Annotated in this window: 20 protein-coding genes; 15 read left to right on the plus strand and 5 right to left on the minus strand. The window is 68.7% G+C overall.

The window, feature by feature from the left end; all coding sequences use genetic code 11:
* The first annotated feature begins 202 nt into the window (after nucleotides 1-202).
* Nucleotides 203-1,057: an SDR family oxidoreductase gene (locus CLV67_RS26730; RefSeq protein ID WP_106323057.1), complete on the plus strand. Its 855-nt coding sequence runs from the start codon at nucleotides 203-205 to the stop codon at nucleotides 1,055-1,057.
* A gap of 3 nt (nucleotides 1,058-1,060) precedes the next feature.
* On the opposite strand, the gene CLV67_RS26735 is transcribed toward CLV67_RS26730, so the two are convergent.
* Nucleotides 1,061-1,492, minus strand: a complete 432-nt coding sequence (locus tag CLV67_RS26735; RefSeq protein ID WP_106323230.1) for an aminoacyl-tRNA deacylase — start codon at nucleotides 1,490-1,492, stop codon at nucleotides 1,061-1,063.
* Between the two features lie 46 nt (nucleotides 1,493-1,538).
* On the opposite strand from CLV67_RS26735, the gene CLV67_RS26740 reads away from it, so the two are divergent.
* A complete protein-coding gene (locus CLV67_RS26740; RefSeq protein WP_106323059.1) occupies nucleotides 1,539-1,913 on the plus strand; it encodes a DUF427 domain-containing protein in 375 nt (124 codons plus the stop codon).
* Here the strand turns inward: CLV67_RS26740 and CLV67_RS26745 are convergent.
* Entirely contained in the window at nucleotides 1,862-2,881 is a 1,020-nt protein-coding gene (locus CLV67_RS26745) for a TIGR03617 family F420-dependent LLM class oxidoreductase (protein WP_106323061.1), read from the minus strand. The genes CLV67_RS26740 and CLV67_RS26745 overlap by 52 nt on opposite strands.
* Before the next feature lie 109 nt (nucleotides 2,882-2,990).
* On the minus strand, nucleotides 2,991-3,848 hold the full coding sequence (locus CLV67_RS26750; protein ID WP_106323063.1) for a P1 family peptidase: 858 nt from the start codon (nucleotides 3,846-3,848) through the stop codon (nucleotides 2,991-2,993).
* Between the two features lie 97 nt (nucleotides 3,849-3,945).
* Here CLV67_RS26750 and CLV67_RS26755 point away from each other — a divergent pair, with 97 nt between their 5' ends.
* The gene (locus tag CLV67_RS26755) at nucleotides 3,946-5,994 is read left to right on the plus strand and encodes a catalase (protein WP_106323065.1); all 2,049 of its coding nucleotides are present in this window, start codon (nucleotides 3,946-3,948) and stop codon (nucleotides 5,992-5,994) included.
* Nucleotides 5,995-7,016: 1,022 nt separating this feature from the next.
* Nucleotides 7,017-8,330: a DegT/DnrJ/EryC1/StrS aminotransferase family protein gene (locus CLV67_RS26760; protein WP_106323067.1), complete on the plus strand. Its 1,314-nt coding sequence runs from the start codon at nucleotides 7,017-7,019 to the stop codon at nucleotides 8,328-8,330.
* A gap of 270 nt (nucleotides 8,331-8,600) precedes the next feature.
* On the opposite strand, the gene CLV67_RS26765 is transcribed toward CLV67_RS26760, so the two are convergent.
* Entirely contained in the window at nucleotides 8,601-9,587 is a 987-nt protein-coding gene (locus CLV67_RS26765) for a ParB/RepB/Spo0J family partition protein (protein WP_203737272.1), read from the minus strand.
* Nucleotides 9,588-10,337: 750 nt separating this feature from the next.
* On the opposite strand from CLV67_RS26765, the gene CLV67_RS26775 reads away from it, so the two are divergent.
* The 3 genes from CLV67_RS26775 to CLV67_RS26785 all read left to right on the plus strand — a co-directional run bounded on the left by CLV67_RS26775 (nucleotide 10,338) and on the right by CLV67_RS26785 (nucleotide 14,503).
* Nucleotides 10,338-11,741, plus strand: coding sequence for an aldehyde dehydrogenase family protein (locus tag CLV67_RS26775; protein ID WP_239166522.1), 1,404 nt, complete (start codon nucleotides 10,338-10,340; stop codon nucleotides 11,739-11,741).
* A 146-nt stretch (nucleotides 11,742-11,887) separates the two neighbouring features.
* On the plus strand, nucleotides 11,888-13,015 hold the full coding sequence (locus CLV67_RS26780; protein ID WP_146169296.1) for a 3-dehydroquinate synthase family protein: 1,128 nt from the start codon (nucleotides 11,888-11,890) through the stop codon (nucleotides 13,013-13,015).
* A gap of 36 nt (nucleotides 13,016-13,051) precedes the next feature.
* Nucleotides 13,052-14,503, plus strand: coding sequence for a condensation domain-containing protein (locus CLV67_RS26785; RefSeq protein ID WP_106323073.1), 1,452 nt, complete (start codon nucleotides 13,052-13,054; stop codon nucleotides 14,501-14,503).
* Between the two features lie 116 nt (nucleotides 14,504-14,619).
* Here CLV67_RS26785 and CLV67_RS26790 read toward each other — a convergent pair whose 3' ends face one another.
* Complete coding sequence (locus CLV67_RS26790; RefSeq protein WP_106323075.1) at nucleotides 14,620-15,591, minus strand: 3-oxoacyl-[acyl-carrier-protein] synthase III C-terminal domain-containing protein; 972 nt, start codon at nucleotides 15,589-15,591, stop codon at nucleotides 14,620-14,622.
* A gap of 240 nt (nucleotides 15,592-15,831) precedes the next feature.
* Here CLV67_RS26790 and CLV67_RS26795 point away from each other — a divergent pair, with 240 nt between their 5' ends.
* Genes CLV67_RS26795 through CLV67_RS26830 form a run of 8 tightly spaced genes read left to right on the plus strand, consistent with a single transcriptional unit; the run spans nucleotide 15,832 to nucleotide 24,351 of the window.
* Nucleotides 15,832-17,121 carry a type III PLP-dependent enzyme gene (locus CLV67_RS26795; RefSeq protein ID WP_106323077.1) on the plus strand — a complete coding sequence of 430 codons (1,290 nt, stop codon included), beginning with the start codon at nucleotides 15,832-15,834 and terminating at the stop codon, nucleotides 17,119-17,121.
* The gene (locus CLV67_RS26800) at nucleotides 17,121-17,381 is read left to right on the plus strand and encodes an acyl carrier protein (RefSeq protein ID WP_106323079.1); all 261 of its coding nucleotides are present in this window, start codon (nucleotides 17,121-17,123) and stop codon (nucleotides 17,379-17,381) included. Before CLV67_RS26795 ends, CLV67_RS26800 begins: the two co-directional genes overlap by 1 nt.
* Nucleotides 17,382-17,404: 23 nt before the next feature.
* The gene (gene acpS / locus CLV67_RS26805) at nucleotides 17,405-17,782 is read left to right on the plus strand and encodes a holo-ACP synthase (RefSeq protein WP_106323081.1); all 378 of its coding nucleotides are present in this window, start codon (nucleotides 17,405-17,407) and stop codon (nucleotides 17,780-17,782) included.
* A gap of 42 nt (nucleotides 17,783-17,824) precedes the next feature.
* Nucleotides 17,825-18,658, plus strand: a complete 834-nt coding sequence (locus CLV67_RS26810; RefSeq protein WP_239166528.1) for a cupin-like domain-containing protein — start codon at nucleotides 17,825-17,827, stop codon at nucleotides 18,656-18,658.
* A complete protein-coding gene (locus CLV67_RS26815) occupies nucleotides 18,655-20,862 on the plus strand; it encodes a beta-ketoacyl synthase N-terminal-like domain-containing protein (protein ID WP_106323085.1) in 2,208 nt (735 codons plus the stop codon). The genes CLV67_RS26810 and CLV67_RS26815 overlap by 4 nt, the downstream gene beginning before the upstream one ends.
* 11 nt (nucleotides 20,863-20,873) lie before the next feature.
* Nucleotides 20,874-22,343 (plus strand): class I adenylate-forming enzyme family protein, encoded by a 1,470-nt coding sequence (locus CLV67_RS26820; protein ID WP_146169297.1) that lies wholly within the window; start codon nucleotides 20,874-20,876, stop codon nucleotides 22,341-22,343.
* Complete coding sequence (locus CLV67_RS26825) at nucleotides 22,340-23,416, plus strand: glycosyltransferase family 4 protein (RefSeq protein WP_106323089.1); 1,077 nt, start codon at nucleotides 22,340-22,342, stop codon at nucleotides 23,414-23,416. Before CLV67_RS26820 ends, CLV67_RS26825 begins: the two co-directional genes overlap by 4 nt.
* Nucleotides 23,413-24,351: a 3-oxoacyl-[acyl-carrier-protein] synthase III C-terminal domain-containing protein gene (locus CLV67_RS26830; protein ID WP_106323091.1), complete on the plus strand. Its 939-nt coding sequence runs from the start codon at nucleotides 23,413-23,415 to the stop codon at nucleotides 24,349-24,351. Before CLV67_RS26825 ends, CLV67_RS26830 begins: the two co-directional genes overlap by 4 nt.
* The last annotated feature ends 6 nt before the right edge of the window (nucleotides 24,352-24,357 follow it).

The raw sequence follows: 24,357 nt of genomic DNA on the forward strand, positions 1-24,357 counted from the left end.
TGGTTTGCACTTTCGAAAAGTTAGTGCCATTGTTCTGGTCACCGCCCAAGCGGACCGGCTGTCGCGCACCGCTCTCTCGGGCCTCCTGAGACAGCGGTGCGCGACAGCCGGGATTTCGGCGGCTGTGCGCTACCGCTGTCTCCCGGACGGGGAGGCAGCGGTGCGCGACAGCCGGAAGACGATCCACCTACAGGGAGCTGACATGACCATCGCCGTCACCGGGGCCACCGGACAGCTGGGCCGCCTCGTCGTCGAGTCGCTGATCGCCCGCGGCACCGAGCCCGGCGAGATCGTCGCCGTCGTCCGGGACACCGCGAAGGCCGACGGACTGCGGGCACTCGGCGTCGAGGTACGCGAGGGCGACTACGACCGCCCGGAGACCCTGACCGCCGCGCTGACCGGCGTCCACCGGCTGCTGCTGATCTCCGGCAACGCGGTCGGCCAGCGCGTCGCCCAGCACACCGCGGTGATCGAGGCGGCGCGCGCGGCCGGGGTGGGCTTCCTGGCTTACACCAGCATCCTGCGCGCCGACACCACCCCGATCGGCCTCGCGCCCGAACACCAGGCCACCGAGGAGAAGATCAAGAACTCCGGGATTCCGTACGCGTTCCTGCGCAACGGCTGGTACGTCGAGAACTACGCGGGCGCCCTGGCCGGCGCGGTGGCCCAGGGCACGCTGTACGGCAGCGCCGGGGACGGCAAGATCGCCGCGGCCACCCGCGCGGACTTCGCCGAGGCGGCCGCCGTCGTGCTGATCAACGGCGAGCCGGGCGTCTACGAGCTGGCCGGCGACCACGGGTTCACGCTCGCCGAGCTTGCCGCCGAGACGGCCCGCCAGTCCGGCAGTCCAATCGCGTACCAGAACCTGCCGGTCGCCGACTACACGCAGGCGCTCGTCGGGGCAGGCCTGCCGGAGGGCTATGCCGGGCTGCTCGCCGACACCGACACCAAGATCGCCGAGGGGCACCTGGACGACTCGACCGGCACCCTCTCCCGCCTGATCGGCCGCCCGACCACCCCGCTCGCCGACGCGCTGGCGGCAATTCTCAAGGGCTGAGCGTCAAGAGCTGAGGTCAGTGACGTCGGCGAACGAGCCGCCCAGCGCCTTGACCGCGGCGTCGGCGCCCACCCGGAGCCCGACGCCGCGCTCACCGGCGCCCAGGCTGATGGTCCGCCCGCGGGTGGTCTCGTCGGCGATCACCGGCCACGGCCGCCGCGACCCGAAGGGGGTGATGGTGCCCCGCTCGTACCCCGTGGCCTCCTTGGCGGTCGCCGCGTCGGGCATGGACAGGCGGCTGACTCCGAGCAGGGCCCGCAGCTTCGGCCAGGAGATGGCCCGATCGCCGGGGACGAGCACGAACAGGTACTCGCCCTCGGCGCGCCGGACCACCAGCGTCTTGACCAGGTCACGCACCTCGACGCCCTGCGCCACGGCGGCCTCGGCCACGCTGTTCACCGGCCCGTGCCGGACCACGTCGAACTCGATACCCATGGCCGTCACGGCCTCGATCGCACTCACGAACGTTAGGCTCCCTCATATGTCCAAGCCCCGTCTGCAGCCCGGACCCGATCATCCGATCACGATCACCCCGACCGGCTCAAGGGTGACCGTCACCGCCGGCGGCAAGGTCGTCGCCGACACCACGAACGCGCTCACCCTCCAGGAGGCGAGCTACCCACCGGTGCAGTACGTGCCGCTCGCCGATGTCGACCCGGCCCTGATCACGGCGACCGATCACCAGACCTACTGCCCGTACAAGGGCGAGGCCAGTTACTGGTCGCTGCCGGACGCCCCGAACTCGGTCTGGGGCTATCAGGAGCCCTACGACGCGGTCGCCGAGATCAAGGGTTACATCGCCTTCTACCCTGACAAGGCCGAGGTACGGATCGCCGACCGCACCGCCGCGAGCTGATAGCGGTCCGCCTCGTACGGCGTGTACAGCGAGATCCGATCGATCGCGGAACCGAATCGATCGCGCAGGCCGGCGGCCACCGAGGCGGGGTCGCCGGCCACCGCGAACGCGTCCAGCACGTCGTCGGGGATCTCGGCGGCCATCTCGTCCCACGATCCCCGGCGGGACAGCACGTTGAGCCGGTCGCCGAGTTCAGCCCAGCCGTGCAGCTCCAGAACCGGACGGTAGGCGGGTGTCGACGCGTAGAAGGCGATCTGCCCGCGCACCGCCCGCTCGGCCTTCGCCCGCTCCGCCTCGTCGGTGCCGAGCACCACCATCGGACTCATCTCGAGACGAAATCCGTCCAGCGTCCCACCGCGCGCCGCCCGTACCGCCGGAATCATTCGCTCTTCCAGATAGGTGGCGGTGGTCAGCGGGTGCACCAGCAGCCCGTCGGCGACCCGGCCGGCGGTGGCCACCATCCGCTCCCCCACGGCGGCGAGCTGCACCGCCGGATTACCGAAGGGGTTGGGTCCCGGATCGAAGAACGGCGTCATCAGCGTGTGCTTGTAGAACGTCCCGCGGAACGCCAGCCGCTCGCCGGACGCCCAGGAGTGCCAGATCGCCCTCAGCGCGGCGACGAACTCCTCCATCCGGGCCGCCGGGCTGCTCCACGGCATCGCGAACCGCCGCTCGATGTGCGGCTTGATCTGCGAGCCGAGCCCTAGCCGGAACCGGCCCTCGCTGATGAGCTGGAGGTCGTTGGCGAGCACCGCGACGTTCATCGGATTGCGGGCGAAGGCCACCGCGATCGCCGACTGCAGCGAGATGTTCGTGGTGGCGCGGGCCACCAGGGTCAGCGTGGTGAACACGTCGTGCCTGGCCTCGGCGGCGTTGAACCCGTCGTAACCGACCTGTTCGGCGGAGACCGCCGCGGTCTCGGCCTCGGACGGGGACGCCGTGACCGGCGCGGCATAGTCGACCAACATCCCACAGGGATACCAGATCTTGACTCGCACACCGCGTCCGGCCGAGAAACTGACGGACGCCCGTGGTGCCCACCGTGCAGGCGCTCGCCGGGTGGATCGACGTGAACCGTTACCGGGCCGGCGGCTGCGAGGGGCTGACCGCGGCGCGGATGGCGCCGGCCGTGACCTCGGCGGTGACCGCCCGCAGCAGGTCCAGGTCGGCGCCGTCGGTCTCGCCGGTGGCCAGCGCCACCACGGCGTCGCCGTCGTAGCGCGAGTGGGCCGGGTGAAGGGCGCGGGCGAAGCCGGTGTGGCCGCTCTGGGCGAGCAGGTGGCAGTCCAGCTTGCTGAGCCGGGCGTCGGTCAGCACCACGGCGATCGTGGTGTTCTCGACCGGGAACGCGGCCACCACGTCCGGGGCGGGAGCGGTGGCGCGGTCACCGCCGATGACGTCGCCCCAGGCGTTGACGACGGCGACGACCTCGACCGTGGCGGCGCCGGCCCGGCCGCTCGCCCGGCCGAGCCCGCCCGGTGACACGGTGCCGCGCCACCTGCCCGTCGTGGCCCCGGCGCCGGCTCCGACCGTACCGATGGCGAAGGGTTCTCCGCCGAAGGCGGCGAGTGCGGCGGCACGTCCCTGCTCGGCTCCGGGCGGATCGGCGGCGACCGAGGCGTCGAAGATCGACATGCCGACGACGATCGGGACCGGCCCGAAGCCGGTGGGGAAGCCCTGGCCGCGCTCGCGCAGCAGCCGCATCACGCCGTCCCCGGCGGCCAGTCCGAACGCCGAGCCGCCGGAGAGCACCACGGCGTCCACCCGTTCGACCAGGCGGCCCGGCTCGAGGAGGGCGAACTCGCGGGTGGCCGGTGCTCCGCCGCGCACCTCGCCGGAACCGACCGTGCCGGCCGGCGGAAGGATCACGGTGACGCCGGTGCCGTCGCCGGTCCAGTGGCCCGCATGGGCCGAAAGCAGCTGTGGGGCGCTCATGTACGCGAACCGTAGCCGCTGGGACGTTCCGCCGCGGATTGCCGGGGTATGCAGTCGGCTGTTCGGCTGAAACTGCGCACAGAAACGGAAATCCGACATGGAGCCCACTGTTCCCAGTCCCAAAGCCAAGGAAGAGGCGGAGACCAGCCCGGTCAAGGAGTCGCTGGCTCCGGCCCGGGGCCTGCAGACCGGCGACTATCTGACCACCGCTCAGGGTCTGCGGCTGCCGGACACCGATCACTCCCTCAAGGCCGGACCACGCGGGCCGTCGCTGCTGGAGGACTTCCACCTCCGCGAGAAGATCACGCACTTCGACCACGAGCGGATCCCGGAACGGGTGGTCCACGCCCGCGGATCCGGCGCCTACGGCACGTTCACGGCGTACGGGAACGCGGCGTCCGTGACGAAGGCCGGCTTCCTCGCCGAGAAGGGCCTCGAGACGGACGTGTTCGTCCGCTTCTCCACCGTGCTCGGCTCGCGCGGCTCCGCCGACACGGTCCGTGACACCCGCGGTTTCGCCGTCAAGTTCTACACCGCCGAGGGCAACTTCGACCTGGTCGGCAACAACATGCCGGTCTTCTTCATCCAGGACGCGATCAAGTTCCCGGACGTCATCCACGCCGCGAAGTGGCACCCGGACCGCGAGATCCCGCAGGCCCAGACCGCGCACGACACGTTCTGGGACTTCGTGTCACTGCACACCGAGGCCACCCATCACGTGTTCTGGGCCATGTCCGACCGGGCCGTGCCGCGGTCGTACCGGACCATGGAGGGTTTCGGGGTCCACACGTTCCGGCTGGTCAACGCCGAGGGCGAGACGGCGCTGGTGAAGTTCCACTGGAAGCCGGTCGCCGGGGTGCACTCGCTGGCGTGGGAGGAGGCCCAGATCACCGCCGGTGTCGATCCCGACTTCCACCGCCGCGACCTGGCCGACTCGATCGACGCGGGGCTGTTCTACGAGTTCGAGCTGGGCATTCAGGTGATGCCGGACAGCGACGACGAGACGTTCCACGGCATCGACCTGCTCGACCCCACGAAGATCGTGCCGGAGGAGCTGGCACCCGTGCAGCCGGTCGGCAAGCTGGTGCTCAACCGGAACCCGGACAACTTCCACGCCGAGACCGAGCAGATCGCGTTCCACCTGGGCCACCTGGTGCCCGGCATCGAGGTCACCAACGACCCGCTGCTGCAGGGCCGGCTCTTCTCCTACCTGGACACGCAGCTCAGCCGGCTCGGCGGGCCGAACTTCGCCCAGCTGCCGATCAACCGGTCGCAGGCGCCGGTGAACGACAACCACCGTGACGGGCTGCACCAGAGCGTCGTGCACCGGGGCATCGTGGCCTACCTGCCGAACAGCCTGGCTGGTCCGGAGGGGCCGGTGCCGGCCGGGCCGGAGGTCGGTGGGTACGTGAACGTGCCCAAGATGGTGCACGGTGAGAAGGTCCGGGCCAACCCGGTGTCGTTCGCCGACCACTACTCGCAGGCGGCCCTCTTCTACGCCAGCCTCAGCCCCATCGAGCAGGACCACATGGTCGAGGCGTTCACGTTCGAGCTGAGCAAGTGTTACGAGCAGGCGATTCGCGAACGCATGCTCGGCGTCCTGGCCAACGTGAACACCGAGCTGACCGCCAAGGTAGCGGCCGGCCTGGGCCTGCCGGCGCCCGAGGGCAAGCCGCCGCTGGAGGTCACGCCGTCGCCGGCGCTCAGGCAGATCACCGACCGGGTCTGGCCGATCGCCGGGCGGGTCGTCGGCATCATCGGCGCACCGGACAAGCAGGCCGCGGCGCTGCAGAAGGCGCTCAAGGCGCAGGGCGTCGTGGTCCGGGTGATCGCCCCGGTCGGCGGTCCCGGAGTGGAACGGACGTTCCAGACCGCCCGGTCCGTGGAGTTCGACGCGGTGATCGCCGCGACCGCCACCACCGACCTGCAGATGATGGTGCTGCTGCAGGAGGCGTACCGGCACGCCAAGCCGATCGGCGTGTGGGGCAAGGGTGAGCAGACGCTGGCCAATGCCGGGATCGACCTCAAGGCGCCGGGCATCCTGCTCGACCCGGACGCCGACACCCTGGCGGCCGCGCTCGGCGCACACCGGGTCTGGGCCCGCGTGCCGCTGCTGAAGCCGGCCGCGTCCTCCCCCGGTTCCTGACCGTCGCTCTTCCTGGCTGGTGCATATCGCTGTCGCGGCCACGCTGCGACAGCGATATGCACAGCCGGGTCCTTCAGCCCGGCTACCGTGGCCGCGGCGACCAGCGCGAGTACCACAGCGGCCGGATGATCACGGCCATGGATGGGCCGGCCACCGGAGACAGCGATCAGCAACTCCAGCGGGCCGTGACACGAAGGCATCAACGCGACGTCCCCCGGACGACGGCACGGGGGACGGATGGGCGATGTGGCCGGCAGACTGCGGCACGACGAAGACCCGTTCGAACCAGATCTGTGGAGAGACCTCGTCTCCATGGCGATTGATGCGGCACAGGGATATTTCCGCCGCGGGAAACCGATCGGGGAGCCGCCCTCGTCATTGCGCGCCAATAGCTCATTGACGCTTTGATGGCAGCAAATGAGTGGCTCAGCGAGCAAGGGCACTCATCCACCGATATGGCGGCGACAACTGTTCAACTGCGAACGGGCAGCAGTTGAACAGTTGCACGCTTGAGCGGCTGGTCTGGCCTGGGCCGGGATCAGGCCGGGCGCTGCCGCCGGTGGCCGCGTCGGCGAAAACCTCTGGCGCCAGCTGGACAATTAGATCAACGCCGGGTAGACAACACAACAACTCGTCAAGGCTGTTGATCATCCGCTCTTGAATCCGAGGAACCGCGTGTCGAATGACATGACCTTGCCGGACAGCTTCGATTCGGCCGTGATCACGGTGACCCTGAACCGGTCCGAGAAACGTCGGCGTGTGCGGGAAGCCGTTGATGACGAGCCGGATTGCTCCGCGCCGGCGTGGTTTCGCCGACCGATTCGCCGCGACCTGACGCGAGGAGATCGAGGTGTTCCTCACCTGGACGGCCGGCGAGCAGTAGTCCCTCCGCGGAGCTGACGACCCGGCGACGGGCAGCGGATCGCAGCTGCGGCCGGTGAGCCGGCCCGTACCGGTATCTGTGTCGAACTCTTCTCGGAGCCGGTGCGGGCCACGTCCTCCACACCCGGAAAGGTGAACCGATGACCGCGTCACAATCCGTCACCACCGTCCATCGGCGATCGGGCCGGCTCGCCATCCACGGTGGCACACCGGTCCGACCGGCTGAACGCGGCTGGCCGCAGTGGCCCCAGCCCACGGCACAGTCCAGTAGCAATGTGGAAGCGGTACTGCGCAGTGGACGGTGGGCGATCACCAGTCCCGGTACGTCGCCGCTGTTCGAGCGGCGATTCGCTTCGGACTTCGCCGGTTACCTGAACGCCCGGCACTGCGTGCCGGTGGACCATGGGTCGAGTGCTCTGCTCATCGCTCTCGAGTCGCTGCGCCTGGACCACGGCGACGTGGTGCTCGTACCCGCGCTCACGTGGGTGGCGAGTGCCTCCGCGGTGCTGCGCGCCGGGCTGGTGCCGGTGCTCGTCGACGTCCGTGCCGACACCGGCTGCATCGATCCGGCGTCGATCGACCTCGACGTCAGCTTCCGCGCGGTCATCGCGGTCCATTGGGCCGCAGCGATGGCAAACATCCCGGCAATGGAGAAGGTCCTCGAGCCGCGTGGCATTCCGATCATCGAAGACGCCGCCCAGGCCCACGGCGCTCAGTGGCTGGGCCGCTCGGCCGGCACACTGGGCCGGCTCGGCTGCTTCAGCATGCAGCACTCCAAGGTGCTGACCGGGGGCGAGGGCGGAGCGGTCGTCACCGACGATGACGAACTCGCTCCGGTTCTGGAGGAGTTGCGCGCCGACTCGCGCCGCTACGCCCGTGCCGGCGAGACCAGCAAGCTCGGCCTGGTCACCTCCGCTTCGATCATGGGTGCCAACCTCTGCATGAGCGAGTGGAGCGCCGCGGTGCTGTGCGCTCAGCTCGAGCTGCTCGACGCGCAGCACGAGACTCGCCGCCGCAACTATGCGCTGCTGAACGAACTGCTCGCAGACGTGCCAGGAATGAGGCTACTGCGCCCGCCGGCGGAACAGAATCGAATGTCCGTCTACGAACTTCCCTTCATCTTCGACTCGCTCCCGGAGGGTGTCACCACCGACCGTGTCGCTGAGGCAATGACCGCCGAGCTCGGCACACACTTCTACGTACCGCGTGAGCCCCTCGGCCGTAGCCCGTTCCTGCAGCCGTGGACGAAGCCCACGATCAAGCCGTTGGCGGAGCGCTTCATGGAGCTGAACCGGGACAGGAGCCACCCGAACGCCGAGAAGCTCGCGCGCAGCGCCGTGCTGACTCACCACAGCACCTTGCTCGGTGGCGAGGAGGACATGGCGGACGTAGCCGATGCGGTCGTCAAGGTCGTCAACGGGCTGAGCGACGAACGCTGGGACCGGCGGCGGTAGCGGCGAGCTGCCAGAACGCCCCGCACGGTCCGTATCGTCGGCGAGCCGCCGGTTGGAGCGACTGCGGGCACCCGCGGGCTGCCCGGAGGCATGGGACGGCTGGCCGGACGCCGGATCTTCTCCGGGCAGTGCTCGAACCGACGACCCCGACAGCTCGAGCTCGGCCAGCGCGGTACCTTCGCGGCAGGCTCGGCAACGTGCCGGTGCGCATGGTGCTGCGAACCCCGAACGCGCTTCAGGGCGTTGATCGCTTCCGCATCCTGAACTACTTCAGGACAGTTCCCCCAGACGATCCATGTCGTCCGCGAACGAGTTCCACCACTGTGCGCACTCGCGCGCTATCTGAGCGATGGTGACACCGCAGTGGGGCGGCACACGATCGATCAGGTCAGCAAGGCTCGACGTTCGAGGGATCCCCGCACTCAGCCAGATGAGCATGCTGCGCCCCACCTCGGTGTAGCGCAGCGAGGGATCACGACGCAGACCGTCCATCAACATTTCCACGTAGGTGTCACTCGGCTGCTCACGATCGGCGCGCTCGGGGCTCGGCATCTGCCTGGTCGCTCTCCGGCTTTCCGCATGCTCGTCATCGAGCTGGCGGGAGGGAACGGGATCGACCCCGGCCAGCAGGCGAGCCCGGACATCACGGACCGTGCCGACAGAGACGCCCGCCTGCCGTGCGACCTGACGGAGAGAGGCATCAGGATTGGACTGAAGAGTCTCACTGGCGATGCGTCGTCCTACCGCGGCGTTCAGCGGACGGGCACGCCCGTCGCGGCCGACGCGGTGATGCGGGGATTCTGCGCCGGCCGTCCGCCGCCGGATGTCGGCTATTGTTCTGGTCGACAGTCCGGTGGTTGCGGCTATCGCTCGATCGGATTGCTGCGGACGGAATTTCAAGATGCGAGCCGCAGCGGCGTGGCGATCATTCCTTGACAGGGGAAGTCCATGCTGCACATTCAGCTTGACCGCGAGCTGGAAGGCATCATCCTCACTACCGCGGAAGAACTTCACATCGATTTCCTTGAGACCTTTCACCCGCGCCGCATCAACTCGATGCATGCCGTCGATGACAGCCATGGTCTCGCGGTGAACTATTACGGGCGGCAAACTCTCCCCCAGCGTGGCGAGCATCCTGGAGTGACTCTCGTCCAGGCCCCGCAGACGCGGGGAATCCGCTACCACGAGATCGTCTATCGACACCCTGGCCGTTTCTTCACCAAGTCCCAAAAAGCCGTCAACCATGAAGTTTTGCATTCACTCACCCCCGCGGACCACTACCTGCAGACCTCGATGTTGATCGATGTTCATCACGCCGCGAGAAGGATCCAAGGCCTCACCTGCAGGGCTGTTGCAAAAGCAATTCTCTGCCGCTCAAGGCCATTCCTGGCGGCCAGGACGGGGCTGAGTTCACCGAGCCGGCCTCTCGGGCGGCTTCCGCGATGCCCGTAACCACCGACCACCACGAGTGATCGGGAAACGACGCCGCTTCGGGACGGTCGCGAAAACGGCTCCGGCGCGGAAACGGTGGGCTGGTTCTTGCGGGCGGGATTCGTCGGCGCAGGAGGGCGAGGCCAGCGCGCCGTACATTCGGCGCTGCATCCGGTTGACCGTGACACCGGCGATGGCGATGTCGGCGCCGGGCAGCTCGGGTTCACCGACGGACCACCCGTGCTCCGCCTCGGAGTTGTTCGGACAGACGAAACGCGCCTCGGCATGGCCGACCAGGTCTCGCTCGAGCCGTTCCGCGAAATCCATCCTGCCCCTCTTCTGGTCCTGGCCGACGGCGCCCGCAGAGCATGGGCAACGATGCCGCCGGGAGCCCTGGCCCGCCAAGACGCGGATGGGCGCCCAGGAGGCTGTACGAACGGCCATACCGCAAAGTGGGGCTGCTCGCCCGACCGGACTTGACCAAGACTCGAAACCGGCCGCCCGGCTGTGCACCGGTCTCCCGGCGGTGCACCGGTCCAGGCACGACCGGTACCGAGGCGAAGCAGGGAGGTAGTCGTGGACGTCGGCATGACCATCGGTGGCCGGGTCACCCTCGGGGCGGCGACACTGCCCGTCGAGAATCCGGCCCGCGCGGAGGAGTTCGCGCGCGCGCCGGCTGCCTCGCCCCAGGAGGTCGATCGTGCGGTGGCCGACGCCGTCGCCGCCTTTCCCGGCTGGTCGGCCCTGTCGTTCGCCGAGCGGGCCCAGCTGCTGCGGGACTGCGGCACACTGCTGCACCGGCATGTCGACGAGCTCGCCCGGCTGCTGACGCTCGAACAGGGCAAGCCGCTCGCCGACGCGCGCGGCGAGGCCGCCCTGGCCGCCGACTGGTTCGGACACACCGCTGCCCTCTCCTTGCCCCGCGAGGACCTGGTCGACGAGCCTGGAGCCCAGGTATCCATGGAACGCCTCCCCCACGGGGTGGTAGCAGCGGTGGCCCCGTCGAATTTCCCGCTGATCCTGGCGGTCACCAAGGTCGCTCCGGCTCTGCTGGCCGGCAACACCGTCGTCCTGAAGCCCTCCGAGGTCACGCCGCTGGCCAGCCTGCGGATGACGGAGCTGCTCGGCGAGGTGCTCCCCGCCGGGGTCTGCAACTCGGTCTGCGGCGGTCCTGCCATCGGGGCGGCGCTGACCGAACATCCGGAGATCGGCCTGGTCTCCTTCACCGGGTCGGTGCCGGCCGGCCGGGCGATCGCACGTTCCGCCGCGGAGGGCTTCAAACGCGTCGTCCTCGAGCTCGGTGGCAATGACGCCTGTATCGTTCTGCCGGGCGCCGACGTCACCGCGCTCGCGCCCCGCATCTTCGCCGCCGCCATGGTGAACAACGGCCAGTTCTGCGCCGCGATCAAACGCATCTACGTTCCCGCGCCGGATGCCGCACGGCTCACCTCGGCCCTCGCCGATCTCGCGGCCGCCGCCCGGCTGGGCGACGGGCTGCTGACGGGTACCGAGTACGGCCCGCTGGTCAGCCGGGCCCAGCTCGACCGGGCGACGGCCCTGGTCGCGCAAGCCCGTACCGCCGGGGCTCGGATCCTCCCGGGCGCCCGGACACCGGACCTGCCCGGCCACTTCCTCACGCCGACGGTGGTGACCGATCTGCCCCGCGGCACCCGGCTGGAAGCGGAGGAACAGTTCGCCCCCGTTCTGCCGGTGTTCGCCTACGACACGGTGGAGGAGGCCGTGGCCCGGGCCAACGGCACCGAGTTCGGCCTCGGCGGCTCCGTCTGGGGCGACGAGGAGCACGCTGTGTCGGTGGCCACAGGGCTCGACTGCGGGACTGTCTGGATCAACACCCATGGCGCGCTGCGAGCCGAGGCGCCGTTCGGTGGCCGCCGGTCCTCCGGCATGGGCACGGAGTACGGCTATTGGGGGCTCCTCGAATACACCCGCATCAAGGTCTGCAACATCGCCAGGCCGTAGTGTGCCGCCCACCGTCCGGCGATCCCGGACTCCCGGAACGCCCGGCTGTCGTGCATCGAGCCAGGGCCGAGGTCGCCGGCCTCGGCCAGGCGGCTCCTCAGCGGACGAGCCGAAATACGTGATCATGGAAGGAATCGGGACGGCCCGTGTTCGAGCGTAGTGTCGTTGTGGGTGACGAACCCATTCCCTATTATTACGGTTTCGGCTGTGCGGATGATCTCGTCAACGCACTCGCCGCCGAGTTGAAGAACGCCGACGCGGGCCTGTTGATAGCCGACCGGGCGGTGGCGCCGTTCGCCGAGGACATCCTCGGCCGCCTTGCCGAGTCGATGACCATGCACGTGTACTTCCTCGACGCCGAGGAGCGCAACAAGACACTCGGTGCCGTGCAATCCGTGATCGATTTCGCCGTCGACCGGCGACTGACGCGGGATTCCTTCTTCCTCGCGATGGGTGGCGGACTGACCGGGAACATCGCCGGCCTCGCCGCCTCCCTCATCTACCGGGGAGTCCGCTTCGCGCACCTGCCCACGACATCCGTGGCCGCCTTCGACTCGGTGCTGTCGCTCAAGCAAGCGGTCAACCTGCCCCGGGGAAAGAACCTCTGCGGCTGCTATGCACGCCCGACCGCCATCGCATGCGATCTCGGATGGCTGACGACAGCACCACGGAGCGGCCTGGTCAACGGGCTGGCCGAAATGGTGAAGAACGTCCTGATCGCCACCCCTGAGCACGAGACCTTGCTGCTGCGCTCCCTCAGCCAGCTCGGCGAAGAAGCCGCGCCGGACGCGCTGCTGAGCCTCATGCACATCGGGATCGACGCCAAGGAGCCGCTGCTGCGCGCCGATCCGAAGGAACGCAGGGAAGCGCTCATCTTCGAGTACGGGCATACAGCGGGCCACTCGATCGAATTCGTCTCCCAGGGAGTCATCTGCCACGGCGAAGCGGTGGCCTGGGGAATGCTCGTCGCGGCGGAGGTCAGCAGATCGCTCGGGTACCTGGACGAGGCCGAGGTGGCTCATCACCGCGAGATCGTGGCCCACCTGGGGCTGCCGGATCCCCGCTCGCGGCTGGGCGGCCTGGACTTCGCGCGACTGCGGCAGGTGCTCGCGGCGGACAACAAACGCGGCTATGTCCAGTGTGCCCCGGACGAGGTACCGATGGTACTGCTGAAAGGAGTCGCCGAACCTGTCCTGGCCGTCAGCGGTCATCCCCTGGTGGCCGTTCCCCTGGACACCGTGATGACAGCCCTGAGCACGGTGGCCGCACTCTGATCCTGTGGGCTCAGGGATCCGACCGGAGGAAAGACGATGCAGGAAGAGTCTGTGCGCTGCGACACGGAGTTGCATCCACTGGCTCCGAGCCAGGAAGCGATCTGGGAATTCATCCACTACTTCTCGCCTGACGATCCCGGTGCCGAGCGGTTCAACGTCTGCGACTTCAGGTTGCTGGAAGGGCCGGTCCACCTGGAATCGTTGTACGACGCCATCGACGATGTCGCGAGACGACACGATGCTCTCCGGATCGAATTCGCCGAACTGGGCCGGGACCCGCTGCTGCGGATCTTGCACGATGTGCGGCCGGTGGTGTCGTTCGTCGACCTGTCGGAACTTCCCGAGGAGAAGCAACCGGGACAGGTCGCGCGGTTGATCCAGGAATCATCCGCGCAGTCCTTCGATTTCCGCAAGGCGCCACTGTGGTCCGTGCGTCTCGTACGCATCGCGCCCGAACGACACCTTGTCGTGGCCGGCTTCTCCCACCTCGTCTGCGACGGACGGTCCCTCAGCGTCTTCTTCAACGATCTGATGAGGAATTACAGCATCCGGCGAGGCGACCTTCCCCGGACGGCCGGGACGGGACCGACGACTCCGGGGGCTCCCCGGGAAGTCGCGTTCCGCGAGATCGCGGAGCTTCAACGCGTCGCGCAGGATTCCACCACCGGAGACTGCCAGACGGCTGGCCTCGGCCCGGCTCGCCCCGTAATTCTGTTTCCGGTCAGGGCACAGCGCGGCGAACTTTCCGGCGCCGACATGGTCGCGGAGTCCTCGTACGCCTTTTCCTTCGAGGACGGCATTGCCAGCGGAGTACGGCGCCTGGCCTGGCAGTTGAGAACCACCCCGTTCGTCGTGCTTCTCGCCGCTTACCAGGTTTGTCTGCGGCTGCGCACGGGCCTCGACGACCTGCGCATCGGTACCGTCACCCTGGCCAGGGGAAAGATGGACGGATCCGCCCAGTCCATGGGTCAGTTCACCACCAATGTGTACCTTCTGTCAGCAGCGCGGGCGGACGTTTCTCTGCGCGACGTCGTGACGCGAACCCATGCGCGCCTCAAATGCGAGACAACCAGGGGGTGGTCTTTCAAACGTATCGCGCGCGCGGTCCACCCGGATTTCGAGAAGGAGCGGCCCTGGCCGTTCGTCCACCTCTTCCACTCCTGGTTCCAGGCGGACCCGCCGAGGTTCCACGAGGACGAGCGGGTCGGCAATCTCTCCATCAGCCGTCCGGACATGTTCTGGCCCACCGGCGTCACAGCGAACGGTCCTCTCATGCCGCCGGCCGGCGACCTGGAGCTGTGGATGAAGCGTGGGGCGCCCTCCATCTCCGTGAACCGCGCACGGACCGGCGGTACGGTCACCTACAACCCCTGCTTCTTCGAGGCGGACGTGGCTGCCGGTCTCGCCCGGGACTATCGGCGGACCGTGGGGGAATTTGTGGAGCGCCCGGACCTGCCCGTCGGCCGGGTACAGCTCGGCCAGGACTGACTCGGCACGACACGGTCCACTGATCGCCCAGCGGCCGCCGGCGAACGCGGAGGCCGTGCGCGACATCGGCCCGCCACACCTCGCAGGTAGGCGTGCCGCATGTCGCCTTACCTTCGTCAGTGTGCGAACACCATGGCTGAATAGGTGCCGCCGAGGCCGGCGGCGGCCATGACGTACCGGTCGCCGTCCTTCAGGCGTCCGCCGTCACGAGCGTCCAGATAATTCAGGAAGGCATCCGCGCAGAAGCTGTGCCCCATGGTCGGCACATTGTCCAGGAATACTCGGTCGAGCGGTATTCCGAGCAACGCGCAGACCTTTTTCCAGGTGAACCGGTTGACATTGTGCGGCAATATCATGGCGATGTCTTCCAATGTCAGTTTCGCCGAATCGACCGCATCCAGGATGATCTGCGACAGTGCGGGAACGTAGTCGCTGTGTCCTCCGTAGATCTTGGTGGCGGACCCGATCAGCGTGTCGTGGTCGGCGGAGGACGCGATCAGTGCCGCCGCCGTACCCTCACTGTTGATGGTGATGTCCGACAGGAGCTGAACTGTCGGTGAGAACGCCTTCTCGCCCGTGAGAACCAGCGCGAGCGCCCGGGGATCCGGGTCGGCGGCCAGCAGCCGTCCGGCGAGTGACACGGCGAGCAGGCCGGTCGCACAGGAATGCTGCGTCACCGTGAACGCCGTCGCGTGTTCCAGGGACAGCGACCGCACGACCTCTTGCACAGGCATCACCGGGTACGGGGAGGCGAACTCGATCGCACGCCCCAGGACGACATAGTGAATGTCCTTCTCCCGCTCGCGGAGCTGGGTCAGACCCGACGCCGACGCCAGCATGAGGTCCGTCGCGGTGGAGCCATTTTCGTAGGGGAACCACTTGAGTCCGAACAGGCGTTCATAGAGGCGTACGCGCGACGGCGTCAGGCCGAGCCGCGCCCCCAGCTCCTCGATTCCGATCCGCTGCCGGGGAACATGTCTCGACACCTCGACGATGGCGGTCAGGACGACCCCCTCGCAGTGGCCGCGGCATGCCCGGGATCCGTTCCGGGCTGTTCCCGGTGGCTCGCGCGGGCCGGCGCGGACCACCAGGAGGGATCGTCATCGGTCGTCACCTGTTGTCCCTCCACTCCTGCCGCCGGCGTGCCGGCCGGCGGGCCCGATTTTTCAGCCGCCTGGGCGCTGTTGGGAATCTGGCATTCACCCCTGACCCTTCGGGCAGGTCCGTGGACCGCCCGCCCAAGCCTTGCCCCGGAGGGCGGAGCGGACCGAGCATGACCGAAGTCGCAGCCCCAGCCGGGCAGCATGAATCCACCGACCAGAGAGCCTATGAACATCCAGGGAATCGAATACACGGAGTTGGCCGAGCGCTTCGGCACGCCGCTCTACGTCTACGACGGCGATGTCCTGCTGCGCACCCTGTCCGCCCTGTCCGAGGCGCTGCACCCCGCTCTGGAAGCCTTCTTCTCGCTCAAATCGAACCCGAACGTCAGCGTGTTCGCCACACTCCGCGAGGGCGGCGCGCGGGCCGAGGTGTCGTCCCTGGTCGAACTGCGCACCGCGCTGCTAGCCGGCGCCGAAGCGCGGAACATCATCTTCCTCGGCCCCGGCAAGAGCGACGACGAGCTGGCCGCCTGCCTGCTGGCCGGCGTCTACGCCATCGTCGCCGAGTCCTTCGACGAAGTGGATCGGATCGACCGGCTCGCCGCCGGGCGCGGAGTCCGTCAGCGCGTCCTGCTGCGGATCAATCCGTCCTTCACGGTACGCGGATCGCGCCTGACCATGGGCGGGCGGGCGCTGCAGTTCGGGATCGACGAAGCGCTGGTGCTCGCGGCCGGAGACCTGTCGTCGCGCTGGCGGAACGCCGAACCGGCGGGCATCCACGTGTACATGGGCACCCGGATCCTCGACGCCGACATCATCCGGAGGAACACCAGCTACATCCTGAATCTGGCGGACCGGGTGGCAGCCGCCACAGGGATCCCGCTGGAGGCCGTGGACATCGGCGGCGGAATGGGCGTCGCCTACTTCGACGGCGAGGAGGACCTGGACGAAAAGCGGGTGGCCGACTGCATCAACCCCCTGATCGACGAGTTCGCGCGCACCCACCCCGGTACGCGCCTGCTGATGGAATCGGGGCGGTTCCTGACCGCGCGCGCCGGTGTGTACGTGGTGTCGGTGCGTTATGTGAAGGAGTCCATGGGCAAATGGTTCGCCGTCGCGGACGGCGGCACCAACCATCACATGGCCGCGGTGGGCATCGGCTCGTACACCAAGCGGAACTTCCCCGTGGTCCTGCTCAACCGTCCGCACGACGACAGCGAGCCTGGGCCCTGGACCATCACCGGGCCGCTCTGCACGCCTAACGACACCCTGCTCAAGGGTGCCGTCCTGCCGCGACTCCGGGAGGGTGACCTGCTGGGCATCACCAGATCCGGCGCCTACGGCCCGTCGGCTTCGCCCGGCTGGTTCCTGAGCCACGGCTTCCCCGCGGAGGTACTCGTCCGGGACGGCGAGGCTCATCTCGTGCGCAGCCGCGATCTGCCGGATGACCTGTTGCGCCAGCAGCACCTTTACGCCCGGACCCCGGCACCGACGAGCACGAGAGATGAGGGCTGATGAACCGCGAACAGATCGTCGAGCACATCCGCGTCGCACTCGCCACCGTACTCGACCGGAAGATCCCCCAACTCGACGCGGACGCCCGCCTCGTGGAGGACCTCGGTCTGGATTCCACCACTGTCGTCGAGCTGATGATGGCCCTGGAGGACAGCATCGGCCTGGAAGTCGACCTGGACGAACTGGAACCCGAGGTCTTCAGCACCGTCGCCACCCTGGCCGACTTCATGAGGGCCGAGGCTCTGGGTCCGGTGTCCTGAAGGCGTCCTAGAAGGGATCCAGTGTGCGGACAGGTGTCGATCTGCTGGCCATCCATCGATTTTCCCGAATAGTGCAGCGTGCCCGCTACTGCTCCCTGCTCTTCACCGAGGACGAGCTCGCCCAGACCGCGGGGCTCCGGCCGGAACGCCGGGTGGAGCGCCTCGCGGGGCGCTTCTGCGCCAAGGAGGCGACGTGCAAGGTCCTCGGCCGGGGGTTCGGGCAGGGCATTCACTGGCGGGACATCGAAGTGCTCGGTGACCCCTGGGGAAGACCCGTCGTCACGTTGCACCGAGGCGCCCGGGCGATCGCCGACGCGCTGAAGTTGGACGAGGTGGTGGTGACCCTCACCCATCAGGCGGATCTCGTGGTGGCCTTCGCGGCCGCCGAAACGCGGAAATGAACGGAGGGCCATCGGATGGCCGGTAACACGTCGCCCGCCGGTATGAGCAGTGCGGAATTCGTAGCGGTCCATCTCGCCGGGAATCAGCCTCTCGTCAGCAGGGGCTGGTGCCGGCAGTGGTGGTCTCAGCCCCCGCCGTGGGACCTGGGCGATCTGGCCCGGCGCTTCGGGGACCACCGTGTTCCGGTGTTCGACTCCCTGTTCGAGATTCAGCAGGTCGTGCGCTTCGAGGAGTACATCTCCGCGATGGCGGACGGCGTGGCCGACGGCGAGCCGGTGCCGTACATGCGCTGGTACGCGAGGCAGCGCAACTTCCAGATGATCTGCGCGGACGAAGCGTTCGCGGAACTGGAGGGTGACTGGGCGGCACCTTCCTGGCTGCCGTCGGACGACTACCTGTTCCCGGCCATCAAGGAGAACGCCGATCCGACGAAGGACAGCTTCCCGGCCAAGGGACTCTTCATCTGCGCGGCCGGCGGGCGGACCCGCCTGCACGCGGACCCATGGGCCAGCGACGCCTGCCTCTGCCAGATCACCGGCGAGAAACGCTTCGTGCTCTACCCCCCGGCAGCGGGGAAGGTGCTGAGCGACGGCGCGGGCGTCGTTGACCTCGACCAGCCAGACACCGCCCGCTTCCCGCAGTGGAACTCCGTCGAACCCGCGCTGGACGTGACACTTCAGCCGGGCGACGCGATCTTCATTCCCGCCGGCTGGTACCACGCGGCCGTCGCCCTCTCCGCCAGCGTCTCGGTGACCTGGAATTTCGTGCACGCGGTGAACGCCGACCGGTTCGAGGAGTATCTGGCCTCCGGCGGTTCGACGGATCCGACCGTCAAGTACTTCCGCGGGCGGCGTCGTTCGAAGGGGTACGCATGACACCTCGTCCAGAACCGGAGCGTGTCGAAAGCCCCTTGGACATCGCTGTGGTCGGTGTCGGCGGTTACTACCCCGGCTCGACCGACATGGCCAGCCTGTGGGAGACGCTGCGCACGGGGGCCGATCGCGTGGCCGAGATACCGAAGGAACGATGGGACTGGCGCGCCCACCATGACGAGCGCCGTGGACGCGACCAGAAGAGCTATGGCAAGTGGGGTGCTTTCCTGGACGATGTCGCCGGATTCGACGCCTCGTTCTTCGACGTCCTGCCGAGCGATGCCGAGATCATGGACCCTCAGGAACGCCTCTTCCTCGAGGTCGTCTGGAGCCTGCTCGAGGAGACCGGCTATCTGGGAACAGCCACCCACGAGAAGTCGACCGGGGTGTTTGTCGGCCTCATGTACGAGACGTACGGCCGGATCGCTGCCACGGGCTGGAACTCAGGGCAGTTGACCAGCGCCGATTCGACAGCGTGGCGACTGGCCAACATGGTCTCCTACCAATGCGACTTCCAGGGGCCGAGTTACGCGGTCGGCTCCGCCTGCTCCTCCTCGCTCACCGCCGTACACCTCGCCTGTCAGAGCATCCGCAGCGGTGAATGCCGGATGGCCGTCGCGGGCGGGGCCAACCTCATCCTGCACCCCGCTCACTTGGCCGGACTGGCCTCCAGGGGCATGCTCTCGCCCGAGGGCCGGTGCAGGACGTTCGACGCCGGGGCCAACGGCTTCGTGCCCGGTGAAGGAGTGGGCGCCGTTCTCCTGAAGTCACTCGCGGACGCCGAGGCCGACAACGATGAGATATGGGGCGTGATCAAGGCCAGCTTCGTCAACTCCGCGGGCCGCCGCTCCGGTTTCACCGTCCCGAATCCCACGGCACAGGCCGATCTGATCACCGAGGCGATACGCCGGGCGGGCGTGACGCCGCAGTCGATCGGCTACATCGAGGCGCACGGCACGGGCACCAAGCTGGGTGACCCCCTCGAAACAGCAGCGCTCAACGCCGCGCTCACCCCTCGCGCAGACGGCGCGCAGAACGCCACCGCGGGACCCCCGCGATGCGCCGTCGGCTCGGTGAAGGCGAACATCGGGCACCTCGAAGGAGCCGCCGGGATCGCCGGCCTCACCAAACTACTGCTCCAGCTCCGGCACCGTCAGATCGCCCCCTGCGTCCACCTCGACAAGGTCAACCCGATGATCGACACCGAATCGGGTCGTTTCTACTTCCCCACCGAGCTGACCGACTGGGTCAGCGAGCCGGGGACACCCCGGCGCGGGGGTGTCAGCTCGTTCGGATCCGGCGGAGCCGGTGCCCACGTCATCGTCGAGGAGTACCCGGACGAACGCCGCCGCTCCAGAGCGACCACGGACGCCGACGGCGAGGAGGACGTGCTTCTGCTCTCGGCCCGGACCCTCCCGCAACTGCGCATCATCGCCGAGCGCACCGCGGAGCTGCTGGCCGGCGCCGACGCGCCCGGACTACGCGCGCTCACGTACATGGCCGCGCTGCGCCGCAAGGAGATGCCGGTGCGCCTGGCGGTGCTGGGGAGGAACATCGAGGAGGTGCTGGCCGGACTGCGTTCCTTCCAGCACGGCGATGATGTGCCCCGAGTCTGCCACGGTACAGCCGTGCCGCAGCATGCCGGTGGCGGGAACTCCGAGCCGGTCGTCGCCCAGACCCGCGAGTACCGGGAGCTGGCGCGTTTGGCGCGGCTGTGGACACAGGGCTCGGTCGTCGACTGGAGCCCTGTGTGGCCAGGCCCGCGACCTTTCCCGGTGACGCTGCCGCGCTATCCCTTCGCGAAGAAGCCGTACTGGATCCCGCTCGCGCAGGACCCGGAGCCGGTACCTTCGCCGTCCGTGACGGTGGCATCGGACGCCGCTTCGTCCGACCGCGCGCCGACGGAGAAGCCGGTGCCGTCACGGCTCTCGATCGAGCAAGAACTGCGCAGCCTCGCCACCCGCTTCCTGCGGGTCCCGGAGTCGGAGATCGACGTCGACTTGGACCTGGTCATGCTCGGCTTCGACTCGATCGCCCTGATTCAGCTCGTCGGCGACCTGCAGGACACGTACGAGATCGACCTCGACGAGGCCGTGGACGCCGTCCTGTCCGACCATCTGTCGCTGGCGGGGCTGGCCGACCACGTCGAGCGGGCGACGGCCGCCGGACACGTTCCGGCGACGATGCCGGAGCTGGGTGAACGGTGACGGACCGGGCCATGCTGGAGGTTGCCGCGCTGCTGGGCTGGGAGAACGCACGGGCCGCGGAGCGTCCTGTGCTGGGTGAGCTGACCACGGAGGGGACAGCGACGATGTCGGGCGCCGAACTGCGCACCGATGTCATTCGGGTAGCGCGTCACGCGGAGCGCCTGCGGCCGACCGTGATCGCCGTCCTGGACGGCAGCCGCAGCAGCATCGCCGTACTGCTCGGCCTCCTCGCTGCGGCGGTCGACGTCGTCGTGGTCGAGGCGGGCAATTCGCATCTGCGCGACGAGCGGTCGGTGATCTGGTCCACCGGTGCGCGGACCCTGATCAAACCGGAGTCGTCGGCGGTGCCCGCGCCGACGGGACCGACGGAACTGACCTATGACGACCTGCTCGCACCCGACCCAGGGAGGGCGTGGACGCCACCCTCCGGATCCGGCTCGGCGAGCCCCGATCTCCTGCTGCTGACGTCCGGTTCGACCTCCGAGCCGCGGCTCGCACGGCAGCCGATGCGGGCCGCGATCAGGGGAGGCGAGCTCTACCGGAGCATCCATGGGTACGGCCCGGCGGACCGGATCCTGCTGCCCGTCCCCGTCGCGCACTCGTTCGGGCTCGTCGGGGGTCTCTTCGCCGGGCTGAGCGCTGGCGCGCAAGTCCTGACCATGCCGAAGTTCTCGGTCGGCCGGCTCGTGGGAGCCCTGGCCGACGGTGTGTCCGCGGTGCTCGGCACGCCCCTGCTGTACTCGATGCTGGTCCGCGCCTGGGGAACCGAGGCGCACACGCCGGGGCTGCGGCTCCTGCTGTCGTCGGGCGGCCCACTGCCGCAGGAGACGGCAGACGGCGTGCGGCGGCTGTGCGGAGTGCCGGTGTACCAGGTCTACGGAAGCACCGAGACCGGGCTCGTCGCCTGCCAGGACAGCAGCAGAGAGGCCTGGCACCCGGGATCGGTCGGGGCGTTCGCGCCGGACGTGCAATGGGAGTTGCTGCCGGACATGCCCGGGGAGGACTCAGTCGGATCCGGTCGTCGGCTCGCGGTCCGAACCTCGACGATGTTCACTGGATACTCCGACGGGGGCCCGGGACCCGGCCCCGGCCTCTACGAAACCGGCGACCTGGTGCGTATCTCGGACACGTCCGAGTTGTTCCTGCTGGGCCGTAAGCAGACCTTCATCAACGTGGGTGGCAAGAAGGTCAATCCCCAGCGGGTCGCACGCGTTGTCGGCTACCACCCCGACGTGGCCGAGGTGCACGTCTTCGGCGTCGAGAAGCATGGCGAGCAGACGGTCCACGCCGCAGTCGTAGCCGGGCCCCGCGGCGGTGCCGGACTGCCCGCCGGGGTGACCGCGCTGTGCCGCGAGCGGCTTGCCGCCCACGAGGTGCCGCACCACGTTCACCTCCTGCGAACTCTCCCCCGCTCCGCGCTGGGAAAGGTCGACATCTCCGCTCTCCTGGCCGCCGTCGGCGTAGAGGAGGACGAAGCATGAGCCGGGTCGTCACCGTCTTCGGCGGCTATCCGGACAGTGAGACCACCGGTGGCCTGCGGATGGCATGGCGCACCGCCGCCGCACTCATCCGGCGCGGGCACGAAGTCGCGGTGCTCACCGATTCCGCGCGCCCGCCCGGACCGCCGGACGATCTGCCGGTCCGGTTCCTGACCCGTGAGCAGCTCGGCGCGAGCCCGGACTGGCGGCGACCCGATGTGGTGCACGTATACGACCTCGCGTCGGCGGAGTACGCCGGGCTCGGGTACGAGCTGGCCCGCGAGAGCGGGGCGGAGTTCTTGCTGACACCCGCCTCCGACCCGGGTACCTGGCCGGATCACCGGCTGGGGCGCCGATTGTGCGGTGCGGCCGGTGCCGTGTTCACTCTGACCCCGTCGGAGGCGGCACTCCTGGCCGACTTCGGCGTGCCCGCCTCGCGTATCCGCCACATCCCGCAGGCTCCGGATCTGATCGGGACCGGTGACGGCGCGGCGTTCCGGGACCGGCATTCGGTGAGCGGGCCGCTGGTGCTGTTCCTGGGGCGCAAGGTTCCGTCAAAGGGGTATCACCTCCTGCTCGAAGCAGCCCCACTTATCTGGCGAGCGCTGCCGGAGACGGTTCTCGCGTTCGGTGGGCCGTCGGGCGGGAGGGCGGACCAGAGCGTCTTCGCCCGCCACCGGGACGAGCAGATTCTCGACCTCGGCCTGCTCGACGAGAGCACCAAACACGACGCACTGGCCGCCTGCGATCTGCTCTGCCTGCCCTCCTGCGCGGATGTCTTCCCGCTGGTGTTCGCCGAGGCATGGTCCTGCGGCAAGCCGGTGGTGTCCGGGCGCTTCGCCGGAGTGGAGGACGTGGTGCGAGCCGACGTCGACGGGCTGGTGTGCGACCTGACGGCCGGCCACGTCGCCGCCGCGGTCCTGCGGTTGCTGCGGAACAAGGACTTGCGTACGAGCCTCGGTGCGGCCGGCCTGACCCGGATACGGGACGGAATGAACTGGCCGCACGTGGCAGCCGTGGTCGAAACCGCGTTTCCCGGGGCCCGCGACGGCCGGACACAGCGAGGCGAACGGTGACATCCCTCGAAGCCGTCGCGGTCCATCTGCCCCGACACAGCGAACCGGTCGCCGGACGCCTGCGCGCGTTCGGGCACAGCGATCAGGAAATCAAGAACTATCGCCAATTCTACGGGTTCTCCGAGATCCGGGTGGATCACGACCGGAGCATGGCGGAGCAACTCATTGCCGCTGGACGGGGGTTGACGGAGCTGCGCGGCCAGGAGCACCGGGTGCGCTACGTGCTGCAGGCAAGGACCATGCCGGTGTCCGCACCGTACCCGATCAATCCGCTGCACGAGGCCCGCGCGGCCCTAGGCCTCACGCACGCGCCGGCGTTCTCCGTCAGCCAGCAGGCGTGCGCCTCCGTACTGGTCTGCGTCGAACTGGCGGGGCGGATGCTCGCGCAGGACGGTGATCCGGACGCTCTCGCCCTGATCTTCGCCGGGGAGAAGACCTTCACCGACGACGCGCGCGTCCTCGGGGTGACGGCCGTGATGGGTGAGGGCGTGGTGGCGCTCCTGGTCCGCGCGGGCGACGTCGGCAGGGACCGGATGCTCGGTTACGCCTCCCGCATCTGCGGCGAGTTCTACCGCGGCTCCCGGATGACGGACGAGGATCACGAGAGATGGGCGGTGCGTTACCCCGACGTGCTCGTCGACGTCATCACCTCTGCCCTCGACCGTGCGGGCCTGACGATCGACGACATCAGCCTCATCCTGCCGCACCACGTCAATCAGCTGTCCTGGCGCAAGGTGATCAAGGGCCTGGGACTCAAGAACCTGGACCGTCTCTACCTCGACAACCTCTCCAGGATCGGGCACTGCTTCGGTGCTGACGCCTTCATCAACTACTGCTCGGCCCGCGCGGACGGCAGGCTCGTGCCCGGCGACCGCTACCTGATGACCGCGGTCGGCCTGGGCGCCACGTTCTCGGCCATGGTCTTCGAGCACTGAACCGGA

Source organism: Actinoplanes italicus, from assembly GCF_003001815.1.
Taxonomy (GTDB): domain Bacteria; phylum Actinomycetota; class Actinomycetes; order Mycobacteriales; family Micromonosporaceae; genus Actinoplanes; species Actinoplanes italicus.

Excerpts from the sequence above, each read along its gene's own strand:
- CLV67_RS26815 (WP_106323085.1), top strand. The coding sequence starts at position 18,655 with ATGACACCTCGTCCAGAACCGGAGCGTGTCGAAAGCCCCTTGGACATC.
- CLV67_RS26810 (WP_239166528.1), top strand. The coding sequence starts at position 17,825 with ATGAGCAGTGCGGAATTCGTAGCGGTCCATCTCGCCGGGAATCAGCCT.
- CLV67_RS26730 (WP_106323057.1), top strand. The coding sequence starts at position 203 with ATGACCATCGCCGTCACCGGGGCCACCGGACAGCTGGGCCGCCTCGTC.
- CLV67_RS26745 (WP_106323061.1), bottom strand. The coding sequence starts at position 2,881 with ATGTTGGTCGACTATGCCGCGCCGGTCACGGCGTCCCCGTCCGAGGCC.
- CLV67_RS26735 (WP_106323230.1), bottom strand. The coding sequence starts at position 1,492 with ATGGGTATCGAGTTCGACGTGGTCCGGCACGGGCCGGTGAACAGCGTG.
- CLV67_RS26740 (WP_106323059.1), top strand. The coding sequence starts at position 1,539 with ATGTCCAAGCCCCGTCTGCAGCCCGGACCCGATCATCCGATCACGATC.
- CLV67_RS26755 (WP_106323065.1), top strand. The coding sequence starts at position 3,946 with ATGGAGCCCACTGTTCCCAGTCCCAAAGCCAAGGAAGAGGCGGAGACC.
- CLV67_RS26820 (WP_146169297.1), top strand. The coding sequence starts at position 20,874 with ATGCTGGAGGTTGCCGCGCTGCTGGGCTGGGAGAACGCACGGGCCGCG.
- CLV67_RS26750 (WP_106323063.1), bottom strand. The coding sequence starts at position 3,848 with ATGAGCGCCCCACAGCTGCTTTCGGCCCATGCGGGCCACTGGACCGGC.
- CLV67_RS26785 (WP_106323073.1), top strand. The coding sequence starts at position 13,052 with ATGCAGGAAGAGTCTGTGCGCTGCGACACGGAGTTGCATCCACTGGCT.
- CLV67_RS26825 (WP_106323089.1), top strand. The coding sequence starts at position 22,340 with ATGAGCCGGGTCGTCACCGTCTTCGGCGGCTATCCGGACAGTGAGACC.
- CLV67_RS26800 (WP_106323079.1), top strand. The coding sequence starts at position 17,121 with ATGAACCGCGAACAGATCGTCGAGCACATCCGCGTCGCACTCGCCACC.
- CLV67_RS26765 (WP_203737272.1), bottom strand. The coding sequence starts at position 9,587 with ATGCAAAACTTCATGGTTGACGGCTTTTTGGGACTTGGTGAAGAAACG.
- CLV67_RS26760 (WP_106323067.1), top strand. The coding sequence starts at position 7,017 with ATGACCGCGTCACAATCCGTCACCACCGTCCATCGGCGATCGGGCCGG.
- CLV67_RS26795 (WP_106323077.1), top strand. The coding sequence starts at position 15,832 with ATGAACATCCAGGGAATCGAATACACGGAGTTGGCCGAGCGCTTCGGC.